The sequence below is a fragment of the Grimontia sp. SpTr1 genome, from assembly GCF_947387585.1.
In the GTDB taxonomy this organism is placed as follows: domain Bacteria; phylum Pseudomonadota; class Gammaproteobacteria; order Enterobacterales; family Vibrionaceae; genus Enterovibrio; species Enterovibrio indicus.
Genome location: NZ_CANDOD010000008.1, coordinates 190,760 through 202,937, shown reverse-complemented (window position 1 = coordinate 202,937; position 12,178 = coordinate 190,760). Strand labels below are relative to the sequence as shown.

The 12,178-nt window shown below is 48.6% G+C and carries 12 protein-coding genes; 5 read left to right on the top strand and 7 right to left on the bottom strand.

Going from position 1 to position 12,178, the window contains the following annotated elements; genetic code table 11:
* Window positions 1-62 precede the first annotated feature (62 nt).
* From ybeD to lipA, 3 genes are all read left to right on the top strand, one after another.
* Window positions 63-332 carry a DUF493 family protein YbeD gene (gene ybeD / locus QL223_RS13475; protein WP_002542316.1) on the top strand — a complete coding sequence of 90 codons (270 nt, stop codon included), beginning with the start codon at window positions 63-65 and terminating at the stop codon, window positions 330-332.
* Between the two features lie 125 nt (window positions 333-457).
* Window positions 458-1,111: a lipoyl(octanoyl) transferase LipB gene (gene lipB, locus QL223_RS13470; protein ID WP_046307634.1), complete on the top strand. Its 654-nt coding sequence runs from the start codon at window positions 458-460 to the stop codon at window positions 1,109-1,111.
* Window positions 1,108-2,073 (top strand): lipoyl synthase, encoded by a 966-nt coding sequence (lipA, locus tag QL223_RS13465; RefSeq protein ID WP_281545040.1) that lies wholly within the window; start codon window positions 1,108-1,110, stop codon window positions 2,071-2,073. Before lipB ends, lipA begins: the two co-directional genes overlap by 4 nt.
* 282 nt (window positions 2,074-2,355) lie before the next feature.
* Here lipA and QL223_RS13460 read toward each other — a convergent pair whose 3' ends face one another.
* Window positions 2,356-3,030, bottom strand: a complete 675-nt coding sequence (locus QL223_RS13460; RefSeq protein ID WP_281545039.1) for a hypothetical protein — start codon at window positions 3,028-3,030, stop codon at window positions 2,356-2,358.
* Between the two features lie 150 nt (window positions 3,031-3,180).
* Entirely contained in the window at window positions 3,181-3,798 is a 618-nt protein-coding gene (locus tag QL223_RS13455; RefSeq protein ID WP_281545038.1) for a hypothetical protein, read from the bottom strand.
* Window positions 3,799-4,163: 365 nt separating this feature from the next.
* Between QL223_RS13455 and QL223_RS13450 the strand changes: the two genes are divergently transcribed.
* Together QL223_RS13450 and QL223_RS13445 are read left to right on the top strand one after the other, a co-directional pair.
* Window positions 4,164-5,705 (top strand): YjjI family glycine radical enzyme, encoded by a 1,542-nt coding sequence (locus QL223_RS13450; protein ID WP_281545037.1) that lies wholly within the window; start codon window positions 4,164-4,166, stop codon window positions 5,703-5,705.
* 26 nt (window positions 5,706-5,731) lie between these two features.
* The gene (locus QL223_RS13445; RefSeq protein WP_281545036.1) at window positions 5,732-6,613 is read left to right on the top strand and encodes a YjjW family glycine radical enzyme activase; all 882 of its coding nucleotides are present in this window, start codon (window positions 5,732-5,734) and stop codon (window positions 6,611-6,613) included.
* 25 nt (window positions 6,614-6,638) lie between these two features.
* On the opposite strand, the gene QL223_RS13440 is transcribed toward QL223_RS13445, so the two are convergent.
* The 5 genes from QL223_RS13440 to frsA form a co-directional block, all read right to left on the bottom strand.
* Complete coding sequence (locus tag QL223_RS13440) at window positions 6,639-7,553, bottom strand: LysR family transcriptional regulator (protein ID WP_281545035.1); 915 nt, start codon at window positions 7,551-7,553, stop codon at window positions 6,639-6,641.
* Window positions 7,554-7,663: 110 nt separating this feature from the next.
* A complete protein-coding gene (locus QL223_RS13435) occupies window positions 7,664-8,917 on the bottom strand; it encodes a glutamate-5-semialdehyde dehydrogenase (RefSeq protein ID WP_281545034.1) in 1,254 nt (417 codons plus the stop codon).
* Window positions 8,918-8,968: 51 nt separating this feature from the next.
* Window positions 8,969-10,126, bottom strand: coding sequence for a glutamate 5-kinase (gene proB / locus QL223_RS13430; protein ID WP_046307622.1), 1,158 nt, complete (start codon window positions 10,124-10,126; stop codon window positions 8,969-8,971).
* Between the two features lie 105 nt (window positions 10,127-10,231).
* Window positions 10,232-10,636, bottom strand: coding sequence for a sigma factor-binding protein Crl (gene crl / locus QL223_RS13425; protein ID WP_002542328.1), 405 nt, complete (start codon window positions 10,634-10,636; stop codon window positions 10,232-10,234).
* Between the two features lie 210 nt (window positions 10,637-10,846).
* Window positions 10,847-12,100 carry an esterase FrsA gene (gene frsA / locus QL223_RS13420; protein ID WP_281545033.1) on the bottom strand — a complete coding sequence of 418 codons (1,254 nt, stop codon included), beginning with the start codon at window positions 12,098-12,100 and terminating at the stop codon, window positions 10,847-10,849.
* Between the last annotated feature and the right edge of the window lie 78 nt (window positions 12,101-12,178).

Genomic DNA, 12,178 nt, shown 5'->3' with positions numbered 1-12,178 from the left:
ATCATCTGCACATATATTTTGGGTCAACAGAGAAAGATCTGTGACCAATTCTGGAGTTATAAATGCAAGAGCAACCAAAACTAAAAGACCTGCTGGAATTCCCGTGTAAGTTTACTTACAAGGTCATGGGATACGCGAAGCCAGAGCTTACAGATCTGGTTTTGGAAGTGATCCAGCGCCACGCACCGGGCGATTACAGCCCAAGCGTTAAGCCAAGCGGCAAAGGCACTTACAACGCAGTTTCAGTCACCATTACGGCCACTTCTATCGAACAAGTTGAAACGCTGTACAAAGAACTGGGTGATATCGAAATCGTGCGCATGGTTCTGTAATCCTTTATCAGACCAAAGAACCACAATACCCATACGATTAGGCGGCTGTTATTTCAGCCGTCTGTCATTATAATGTCGTGACTGAGACAGCTATCCCTATCATATTCAATTCCGGCAGGTGTACATTGCAGCAGAACCGCCTCATTATCAGACAACTCGGATTGCGTCCTTACGAACCAACGTGGAAAGACATGCATGCTTTCACTGACGAACGTAACGCCGACACAACTGACGAAATCTGGCTGGTTGAACACGAACCTGTGTTTACCCAAGGACAGGCGGGAAAAGCTGAACACTTGTTAGCAACGGGGGATATCCCGGTAGTTCAGAGTGATCGTGGCGGCCAGGTGACTTATCACGGTCCGGGCCAACAGGTGGCTTACTTCCTGATCGATCTGAAACGCAAAAAGCTGGGTGTGCGAGAGCTGGTCACTTCGATTGAGAACATTGTGATCGATACGCTCGCCCATTACGGTATTGAATCCCGTGCGCGTCCAGATGCGCCGGGCGTATATGTGGGTAACGACAAAATTTGCTCGCTGGGTCTTCGTATCCGCCGAGGCTGCTCTTTCCATGGGCTGGCGCTTAACGTCAATATGGACTTGTCACCTTTCCTTCGTATCAACCCTTGCGGTTATGAAGGCATGGCAATGACACAAACCGTCGATTTAGGGGGCCCGGCATCACTGCCCGAGCTATACCCTGTGTTAGTAGAAAAACTGACTTCGCATCTGGGCTATGATCAGGTCGAGTCCCTAACAGAAAGCAATCAACTATGAGCAAACCGATCCAGATGGAACGCGGTGTTAAGTACCGCGACGCAGACAAAATGGCGCTCATCCCGGTCAAGAACATGCCGACCGAACAAAAAGAGATGCTGCGCAAACCTGAGTGGATGAAGATCAAGCTGCCTGCGGACAGCAAGCGTATCCAAGACATTAAGTCTGCGCTTCGCAAGAACAATCTGCATTCGGTATGCGAAGAAGCATCCTGCCCTAACCTGGCGGAATGTTTCAACCACGGCACCGCGACCTTCATGATTCTGGGTGCGATTTGTACCCGTCGCTGTCCGTTCTGCGATGTGGCACACGGCCGGCCAAACCAGCCTGATGAAAATGAGCCAGCGAAACTGGCAAAAACCATCAGCGACATGAAGCTGAAATACGTGGTTGTCACTTCAGTAGACCGTGATGACCTGCGTGATGGTGGCGCAAAACACTTTGCTGACTGTACCCGCGAAATCCGTGCGCTTAACCCAGAAATCCGCATCGAAACACTGGTGCCTGACTTCCGTGGCCGCATGGATACCGCGCTGGAATTGCTGAAAGACAATCCACCAGATGTGTTTAACCACAATCTGGAAACCGCACCGCGCCTTTACCGTAAAGCGCGTCCGGGTGCGAACTACAAGTGGTCTCTGGAGTTGCTGAAGAAATTCGGTGAAATGCACCCTAACGTCCCGACCAAGTCTGGCGTGATGATGGGTCTGGGCGAAACCAAAGAAGAGATCATCGAAGTGCTGAAAGATCTGCGTGCACACGGCGTGACTATGCTGACACTGGGCCAATACTTGGCACCAAGCCGTCACCACCTGCCGGTTGAGCGCTACGTGCCGCCAGAAGAGTTTGATGAACTGAAAGAGATTGCGCTGGAGTTAGGCTTTACTCACGCTGCGTGTGGTCCGTTCGTTCGCTCTTCTTACCATGCTGACCTGCAAGCGCAAGGCGTGGAAATTAAGTAAGCGCTAACGCAACTCTAAATACGAAAACGCCGAGCATTGCTCGGCGTTTTTTGTTTTTAGCTTATATCTGTGGTGAATAAATAGGTTAAGTGTCATGCAACACAAAATGGGTTTTGGGCAATTCTGAGTTAGGAATTTCGTTTTTTATTGACCAGTTTGGATAACTTCAGGTATAGAAAATGAAGTAGAGTGTTTAGTTATTCGAGAGCATTGGCTGTGAATGCAACCAAATAAAACATGTTGCTTACTGATTCAAAAGGCCCATGTGTTTTGTGAGTCGCATCACATTTCACGCAAAGTATATTCAATTCTGGGACCACTAAGTGCTCTCTGCTCAATGAGAAAGTCGCCCCAAATTGGTAACGAAATTGTTCCTGTACCGCCATAACTCAAACGTAAACTACGTGGATCTTTTACAACTAACCTTATTTGGTCCAGACAATTTATAGAACGATAGATCTCATTCGTATATTCACCGGTATCGTAATAGATTTGCCATTGTTCACTTGAAATAGGATTTAAAAATCTAGGCATACCAAATGGTATATCTGAAACTTTATCTGGATTACTTACAACCGACGCTATAAAATCTTCGAAATCACATACCTCATGCGCCAAATGGTTTTCAGCAAGCACAGTATCAAATGAAAAGCTTGAATGTATGGAAACAATTTTACCAACGTTTCTGTCGAGAAAAGATCTGAATTCGTTTAGATCACCGTAAGATATTGCAATCCAGTCCTCCTCATATATTGGTTTAATTAGCCGAGTGGAGTCATATGGCTTCGACCCTCCAGAGTACTGCGTTACAGGATATTGTGTTGACCTGGTATCGTCACCACCCAAGATATCTACTACGGCTACATATCCACCTAACAGCGTTGATATAGCCAAAAGACCTCCAAACGCTTTTTTTATAGAACTATTCTTAATAATCGACATTAAATCTAATTTCATTACTACCTAATTTCTCGATTAGCTTATAACGTTTGAATAACGGGCCTTTACTCGCCCAAATTGTTTGAAGCGCCTAAATCACAGCATTTCGATGAAAAATTAGCTACGAGTGCGTCTGATGTTCCTCCCACTGATTCATTTGTTATGTGGCTAGTGTGTCACTAAGTTTTCGTGCTTTTGTATGATCGCTCGCCTAATATCACGTGATAGTTCATCTTTTACAACACCTAGTAGATTAATATGCTCTCTTGCTATATCTAAATTTTTTCGACGATTTTCAGATTCACAGTTACTTTTCATACATTGGAGTGTTTCTAGCACGGAGTAATGAGCAAGTCTGAACCTATGATGCAAACTTTTTGGATTATCAGATTGATTTTCAGTGTCATCTAATAGGGCTTTAGACATTGCCTCACCAAAAAGCAAAGCAGTGCGGTTACGGTTGGCATTTATGGCGTGGTTCCAAAGGTTCACTATTACATAGTACTCTTTCCAAGTAGCTCTAGCTGAATCCAGACGATATGCAGCCAATTCAAAATAAACTCTTTCAAGGAGAGTAAAACGCTGGCTTGCTAGAGTAAGTAACTCTTCTTCAAATACTTTTGACTCAGTTAGCTGTTCTTTAAAGATCTCAAACTGAGCTTTACTTCTCCATGATTTCTCGTGGTACTGGTTATTGATATAGGAACCAACACAAGTAGTAAAAATAAATCCCCAAACCAATAGACAAAGTGGTGAGTTCAAGAACTTTGCTATTTTTTGAGACATGCTTGAACAACCTCCTCGTTAGACAACAATTTTATTAGCTATCAAAATGGGCCATTTAATTGCCCTATTTTTCATGTTCTTGGGAGGGTATCACGAGATGTATCAAAAACGAGAATAAGAGGTTATGGCAAAATGAGGTATTTCTACGCACCTCACGATTGGTATTAGAAATTCTATAGAGAGCTCTCGGGGTGAGATGGATTCTGCTAGCTTTCGCCAACAAAGAACGGGTCATTTTTGAGTTACGGTAGGTACAAGCTCAGCGTATGGATTTCCATTTTGGAAAAATATACTTCTTGATTGTTCAATAGTGGAAAACCGGATTCACGCTTAGAATAAACCCAAATTAAAGTAGGGTCTTTTCCATGAGCAAGCATCTGACAGAACTTCAAGAACGTTTCTACCAAATCATCAACAACCCAACCCTGTCGCCAAAGCAGAAAAACCAATGGCTGGCGTTGGAAGCAGAAGCAAGCCTGCCTTACATGGATATCTCGGACGATATCGAGCAGGCGATGAAAGACGGCGTTATCTGTGACATGTTTGAAGGTCACGCACCGTTCAAGCCTCGCTACGTACTGCCAGACTACGCAAAGTTCCTGTCTCAGGGTTCTGAGTACCTAGAGCTGTCTCCAGCAGAGAACCTTGATGATGCGCTGAACATGCTGAACATCATCTACCACCACGTACCGTCTGTGACCAACATTCCTGTTTACGTGGGTCAGTTGGATGACGTGCTGATGCCTTACGTGGGCGATCTGTCAGACGAAGAGATCTACCAAAAAATTAAGCGTTTCTGGATCATGCTGGACCGCACCCTGCCAGACGCATTCATGCACGCCAACATCGGCCCAGCAGACAACATCATCTGTCGCACCATTCTGCGCGTGGATGCTGAGCTGAAGCAAATCGCACCGAACCTGACGTTCATGTACGACCCTGCAGTCACCTCTGACGACCTGCTGCGTCACGCAACCTCAAACATCGTTGAGTGCAGCAAGCCACACATCGCGAATTACCCAATGCACGCGGCCGCTTACGGTGACAAGCGTTTCGGAATCGTAAGCTGCTACAACTCGCTGCCATTGGCTGGCGGCTCTAACACCTTGGTGCGTATGAACCTGAAGCACGCGGCTGAGAAAGCGGAAAGTGCTGAAGACTTCCTCAGTGCTGTGCTGCCGACTTACAGCAAGCTGATGGTTGAACTGATGGACGTTCGCAGCAGCTTCCTGCACGAGTCTTCAAACTACTTCAAACACTTCCTGGCAACAGAAGGTCTGATTGAAGAAGGTCGTTTCGCGCCTATGTTCGGTATTTACGGCATGGCGGAAGCGGTAAACATTCTGATGGAGAAAGACGGTCAATCGGCGAAGTACGGTCACAACATTGCGGCAAACGAACTAGGCCACGCTATCTCTGCAAAACTGGCGGAGTTGGTTGAAGCAAGCCCTGTGAAGTACGGCCTGAACGGTAAAGCGGTGCTGCACTCACAAGGTGGTATCAGCATCGACAAAGACGTGACGCCGGGCGTTCGTATTCCTTACGGTACTGAACCAGACCCAGTGACTTACGTGCACGCAACCGCTGGTCACCACAAATACTACACCTCGGGTATCAGTGACATTCTGACCATCGACGAGACCGTAAAATCTAACCCAGAAGCCATGTTTAACCTGTGTAAGGGTGCAATCAACATGGGCTACCGCGAATTCACCGCGAACGTTGCATCAAACGATCTGGTACGCGTAACGGGTTACATGATCAAACTGTCTGACATCGCAAAATACGACGATGAAGGTTCTCGCAAGAACACCACGTGGCTGGGCGCAGAAGCGGCCTGCAACACGGGGATTCTTGACCGCGCACCACGAGTGGTGAGCTTTGAGACAACGCCTGTTTACAAGTAAGCGATAAACTGTAATACCACCGGAGAATGTCAGTGAAACCGAGTAAGACAAACGCATTGGTCAGCCGGATCCTGACATTCTCTTGCGTCGATGGACCGGGCAACCGCCTTGTCATCTTTTTGCAGGGCTGCAATTTCGACTGCATTACCTGCCACAACCCGCATACCATCAATCACTGCACCGATTGCGGCGATTGCGTGGCTCCCTGCCCGGCTGATGCGCTGTCATTCAGTGCTGAAGGCAAAGTGGTTTGGGATGCCGCGAAGTGTACCCACTGCGATCTTTGCATCGACGTGTGCCCTCACAAATCCAACCCCAAAATTGTCAGCTACAGCTTGGACGACATGCTGGCCTTAGTTCGCCAACACCACTTTTTCCTGAACGGCATTACCGTATCAGGGGGTGAAGCCACGCTGCAACTACCGTTCATCATCGAGCTGTTCAAAGCCGTAAAAGCCGATCCGGCGTTGTCACACCTGACATGCTTTATCGACAGCAATGGTTCTTTGTCACGCGCAGGTTGGGAGCGCGTTGCCCCTTACCTTGATGGCGCAATGATTGATTTAAAATCTTGGCAATCGGAGACGCACCGCTGGCTCATTGGCCGCGACAAACACCGCGTGATTGAGACTATCGACCTGTTGGCTGAGAAGGGAAAACTGCATGAAGTGCGTTTGCTTCATATTCCGGGGAAAAGTGACTTGGATACGGAAGTGGATGCCGTCGGCGCGTATCTCAATAAACTGCCAGAATCGGTTCAAATTCGCCTCAATGCGTTTCAACACCATGGCGTAATCGGTCAGGCACTGGAGTGGGAAAAATGCAGCGAAGCGGAAATGGATCGCTTCCACGATTTGCTGTTCGCCCGCATTCAACGCCCCATGCTGAAACCGACCATTTATACCTAACTCACCATCCAATTTGGGCTGGCGTTTAGCTTTTGGCAATAAGCTGGCTGTGCAGCCAACGACACGCTGGGTTATTCAAGCTCACCGTATTCCACACCAAGCTATACGCGACTTGCCCATAATCAAACGGCAGAGGTTTCGCCACCAACCCTTTTGCCTGCAAGGCGGTTTCCGCCCAACGTTTAGAGCAGGTAAACAAATAGTTTGAGTGGTGACAGGTGGATGCTGCCGAACCAAAGTCCGCCACGCGCATGACTATTTGGCGCGCACCATGGTGCTGGGTCAGGGTTTGTTCGAAATACGGTTCTGACAAGTCTTTATCTATCACGTTGATATGGCGACAACTCAGGTAGCCATCAATGTCTAATTCCACATTAGCTAACGGATGGTTTGGGTTCATCAAACATACCATCTCATCCTCCAAAATCGTCTGCCATACAAGGCTCTTGCTGAGCGTCGGTGGCTGACTGACATCGTGAGGAAGTACGAGAAAATCCAGCTTCCCACTGAGCAGCGCTTCGAAACTGAATTGCTCCTTGGTGGAAATACTGAGCTGCGCATTGGTGCCTAGCTTTTGGGAAATATCACATAACGTGGGCGCGAAAAGTTCAAAAGTACTTTCCCGCATGGCGAGTGACAGGCTGCCGCCAAACCTCTCCGGTGCGAATTCACCCTGCTCAAAGATACCGCTGATGTTGGAAAGCACGTTATGGATAGCAGGACCAATGCTGAGCGCGTATTGCGTCGGCATCAGTTGGTTGCCGCGACGGAAAAAGAGTTCGTCATTCAGATCGGATTTAAGCTGCCCCAATGCCTTACTGACACTTGATGGCGTCACGCAAAGGATCTCTGCCGTTTGTGTCACGCTGTGCGTCATTAAAAGCACATGCATTACAGTGAGATTTTTCAGGCTGATGCGGGAAAGCGTGGTGTAATCCATGGCGGTCTTTTTCAATCGTGAAGGTTGGCGAGAGATTACCTTCAAAGAGATTGGCAGAAAAGAAAAAGGCACGCCTGAGCGTGCCTTTCAATATTCATTCGGTGCGCAGGTTAAGCGCGTGGCAGGTAGTCTGCTTTACCGACCCACTTGTAGGTGGTGAGCTCTTCCAAGCCCATTGGGCCACGTGCGTGCAGTTTCTGAGTAGATACCGCAACCTCTGCACCCAAACCGAACTGTGCGCCGTCTGTGAAGCGAGTAGACGCATTCACGTATACCGCCGCAGAACCTGCGCCATTGATGAAAGCTTCTGCTGAAGCCAGATCGTTAGTCAGGATCGCATCTGAGTGGCTCGCATTGTGGTCACGCATATGTTTGAGCGCTGCATGCACATCGGCGACCACGGCCACGCCCAACGTGTAGCTCAGCCATTCGGTGTCAAAATCACCTTCTGCCACTTCCTGCAGATCTGCAACGCCGCCCAGTAATGGCAGCGATGCTTTATCGGCAACGATTTTCAGCTTGTTGTCATTGAACAGTGGCGTCAGTTTTTGCAGCACCTCAGCGGCAACCGCTTCGTGTACCAGCAAGGTATCCAGCGCATTACACGCAGAAGGACGTTGAACCTTGGAATTAATGATCACATCCAGCGAGCGCTCGAGATCCGCAGTTTTATCCACGAACAGGTGACTGATGCCAAAGCCGCCAATGATCACAGGAATCGTGCTGTTTTCCTTACACATTTTGTGAAGACCAGCGCCGCCACGAGGGATGATCATGTCAACATACTCGTCCAGGCGAAGCAGCTCACCCACAAGCTCGCGATCTGGCTTTTCAATGTACTGCACAGATGCGGCTGGCAAATCGGCTTTTTCCAGCGCGGTCTGAATCACTTTCACCAGCTCAACGTTTGAGTGGAAGGTTTCACGACCACCACGCAGAATGCTGGCATTGCCGGTTTTCAGACACAAAGAAGCGATATCAATGGTCACGTTCGGGCGCGCTTCATAAATCACGCCAATCACGCCAATGGGTTCACGGCGACGGCTCAATGTCATGCCGTTTTCCAGCACTTTGCAGTCAATCTCGCTGCCGACGGGATCAGACAGCGAAATCACGTTGCGAACGTCAGCAGCAATACCCGCCAGACGCGCTTCGTTCAGCAAAAGACGATCCAGCATCGCGTCGGGCAAACCCGCTTCGCGTCCCGCATCGATGTCTTTTGCATTGGCAGCAAGGATAGTTGCTGCGTTCGCTTCCAATTCGTCAGCAATGACTGCCAGCGCTTTGTTCTTTTGCGCTGTTGGTGCCGTTGCCAGTGCGTAAGCAGCGTCTTTCGCTGCACGTCCCATTTGTTGAAGACTCATTTCAGCCTCTATTGCTCTTCCTGAATAACCGCAGCTTCTGCCACAGTCTGATTAATCGATAACGACCAAGTCGTCGCAGTGCACTGCGACCGCGCCGTGAGCGTATCCCAGAATATCTTGAATGTCCTGGCTATGTCGACCCGCGATCGCGCTGAGATCTTTGCTTGAGTAGCGACAAATACCGCGCGCCAACTGTTTACCATTCTGGTTACAGATGCGTGCTACCGAGCCGCGGTCAAAATGACCTTCTACGCCAGTAATACCTTTTGATAACAGGCTGCTGTGACGCTCAACTACTGCTTTCGCAGCGCCGTCGTCAATAATGATGTTCCCCGCTGGAGGAGGCCCAGCCAGAATCCAGCGTTTGCGGCTTTCCAAAGGTGATTCCAATGGAAGGAAGCGCGTACCCGCTTCTTTGCCATCCACCAAATGTTGAATCACTTCCGGACGGCTGCCTGCTGCGATCGTCACTTCAATACCTGCACGGCGGGCAACATCTGCTGCCTGCAGTTTGGTTGCCATACCACCTGTACCTAACCCACTGACACTACCACCAGCCAGCTTGTGCAGGGTCTCGTCGATGGTATGCACTTCGCGAATAAGCTCTGCATCAGGATTGCTGCGTGGATCAGCAGTGAATAGACCCGGTTGGTCAGTCAGCAATAAAAGCTTGTCTGCTTCCGCCAAAATCGCGACCAGTGCTGACAGGTTATCATTGTCACCGACTTTGATTTCTGCCGTCGCAACCGCATCGTTTTCATTCACCACAGGCACAATGTTGTTTGCCAGCAGTGCTTGCAGCATGTCGCGTGCATTGAGGTAGCGCTCGCGGTCATCCAAATCAGCACGGGTCAGCAGCATTTGACCAATGTTAATGCCATAAATGGCAAACATGCTTTCCCATTCTTGGATAAGGCGGCTTTGACCTACCGCAGCCAGCATTTGCTTGTTAGCAATGGTCGGCGCAAGTTCGGGATAGTTGAGGTGTTCACGACCCGCAGCAATCGCACCTGAGGTGACAACAATGACTTTGTGTCCCTGACGGATAAGCATGGCGCATTGACGCACCAATTCAACAAGGTGTGCGCGGTCGATTTTCTTGGAGCCGCCGGTCAGTACGCTGGTACCGAGTTTGACGACAATGGTCTGGCGATCAGAAGTATCGCCAGCACCAGAATAGACAGATGAAACGTTTTCTTGGCCTGACATGACATTGACAACATAAAAGCGATTAAGCCCTTCTTTTATCAATCCCAGACCAAGATAACAAGTGATTAAAGCAACTCAATCACATAATTCATCAAAAGAAGAGGTTTAAGCGGCAGAGCCCAGCTTAGGCTGCTTCAGCGAAGGCTTGGCAGTGATTTCCAATCCCAGTTCACCTTCGACAAAATCAGTTATTTTTGAATAAAAAGCATCTAGCGAGGCTTTCACTTCGGTAGAGGATTTATTTGGCACATTCTCCTCTTTCCATTCGCCTACAGTGTCAAACTTGCCAAAAGTATAGGCATACTCAAAACCACCCTCTTTGGGTGAAATTTCCATCCACCAGCCCCAAAACTCCCGGCTTTCAGGAGATTTTTTGGCATTGACACAGGCGGAAAGACAATCGAAGAAGTAACCTTCTTCTGAGCATTTATTCTGGCGCAGATAGGGACCCAGTTGTGCGAAACGCGTCAGCAGGCGTCCATGTGAAAGTGTTTTGGTTTCATCGGTCATAGCAAGCTCCCATAAGACGAGAAAAAGTCCGTTTCAACACGACTGCATATAGGCAAAAAGAGAGGCTAATTAGCGCAAAGCCCCTGTTTTAATTATGTGTATTTTTACCAGCAGTTCATGTCTGTATAACACGCTACGATCAATATATCGTCCCATCGAGCAATGCTTTGAGCATTTAATGAACGCCCCACGCCGTTAAGAAGATCTAGATCACAAGGTATCCTGAAACCATTTCACAGCCTCAGTCATTATTCTGTGATATCCGTCATGCAGTGGCTTATTGGGGAGCGTCTTGGCTTTACCACCGTAGCTGTAAAGCGCGGCCAGTTGATTGTCTGTATCTGGGCAGACAGGATCTCCTTCAAGACTCATTGCCAGTACCGGCACCTTAGTTTTCCGCCCGGTCAGTAACCCCTGATTTTTCAGAGACAACGCCTGAAGTTGGGTGAGAAAAGAGGCTGAAGCCTGTGATTTCCCCATACGCGATGCAATGGTATCCAAATACATAGGAGGGATAGCGTTGAGACGCTGCATGTCACTCAACATTGAATGCAGAACACCACCAATGGAGACACACGACTTAATGCGGTTTTGCTCGACAAATGCCATACGAACCGCAGCGTTACCGCCAAAACGCACACCCATACAGCCAACACGATGATGATCAACCCAAGGTACTGAGGCGAGCTCACTCAGCATCGCCTGATGCAGTTTGCTGGTGTCTTCGCTTAAAGACCAATGGCTGCTACGACCCACTGACGGCATGTCCAATGTCAGCATGGCGATATTAGCGGGTGCAAAGTAGGTTTCAAACAGACGCCATAAGTCAGTCTGCAATGCATCCAAACCACCGCTGATGATCACGGTAGGCAAAGGTTCATTGGTATGGGGAAGGTATAAGAAACCTTCGAGGGGTTTACCATCAACCTTAGTGACAACGTTTTTGATTTTGTATGGGGACTTTTCGATGGCTGAATGAAATGCTTTGTTCGCTAGCACTTCTGCCTGCAAAGACAGATGATCGCCTTTTAGGTGCGGATAGGCAGCAATACTGAAATGGGTACAAGCACGTAACCAATGCTCAGCTGCTTCCACTTGTTTTCCCTGCTCTTCACAGTCCTGCGCCAGCTTTTGGTGCTTCATGCCCCCCTGTGTCCATTCATAAGACCAGTTGCCAGGACGATAGCCAACAACGGTATCCAGAAGGGTCTCATTGCTTCGATTGTTATCAGAACCCGCAATACGCGCCAGAGTGGCTTCCATATCAATCGGATCAACACCTTGCCAAATCCACTGCGGACGACGGAGTGTGCGGTACCAGCTGTTATCGCTGTCACCATCCAATGCATTGTGTACACCATTTGGCGACTGATTGACCGACCCAACAATGGTCGATGTTTCTCTGGCGTGCTTATGCTGTTTGAAGAGTTTTACTGAAAGGTTTTCGGATTCGGTTTCGCTCACGGAACCTCTCCTTGATTAAATAACTGAACTGACACCATTGTATACCTAAAAATGCTCAAAACCATGACCTCACCTGAA

Bases quoted from the DNA above. Each gene is read 5' to 3' on its own strand.
- crl (WP_002542328.1), bottom strand. From the start codon at position 10,636: ATGACCGATGAAACCAAAACACTTTCACATGGACGCCTGCTGACGCGT.
- ybeD (WP_002542316.1), top strand. From the start codon at position 63: ATGCAAGAGCAACCAAAACTAAAAGACCTGCTGGAATTCCCGTGTAAG.
- QL223_RS13455 (WP_281545038.1), bottom strand. From the start codon at position 3,798: ATGTCTCAAAAAATAGCAAAGTTCTTGAACTCACCACTTTGTCTATTG.
- lipA (WP_281545040.1), top strand. From the start codon at position 1,108: ATGAGCAAACCGATCCAGATGGAACGCGGTGTTAAGTACCGCGACGCA.
- proB (WP_046307622.1), bottom strand. From the start codon at position 10,126: ATGTCAGGCCAAGAAAACGTTTCATCTGTCTATTCTGGTGCTGGCGAT.
- QL223_RS13445 (WP_281545036.1), top strand. From the start codon at position 5,732: ATGTCAGTGAAACCGAGTAAGACAAACGCATTGGTCAGCCGGATCCTG.
- QL223_RS13435 (WP_281545034.1), bottom strand. From the start codon at position 8,917: ATGAGTCTTCAACAAATGGGACGTGCAGCGAAAGACGCTGCTTACGCA.
- QL223_RS13460 (WP_281545039.1), bottom strand. From the start codon at position 3,030: ATGAAATTAGATTTAATGTCGATTATTAAGAATAGTTCTATAAAAAAA.
- QL223_RS13450 (WP_281545037.1), top strand. From the start codon at position 4,164: ATGAGCAAGCATCTGACAGAACTTCAAGAACGTTTCTACCAAATCATC.
- QL223_RS13440 (WP_281545035.1), bottom strand. From the start codon at position 7,553: ATGGATTACACCACGCTTTCCCGCATCAGCCTGAAAAATCTCACTGTA.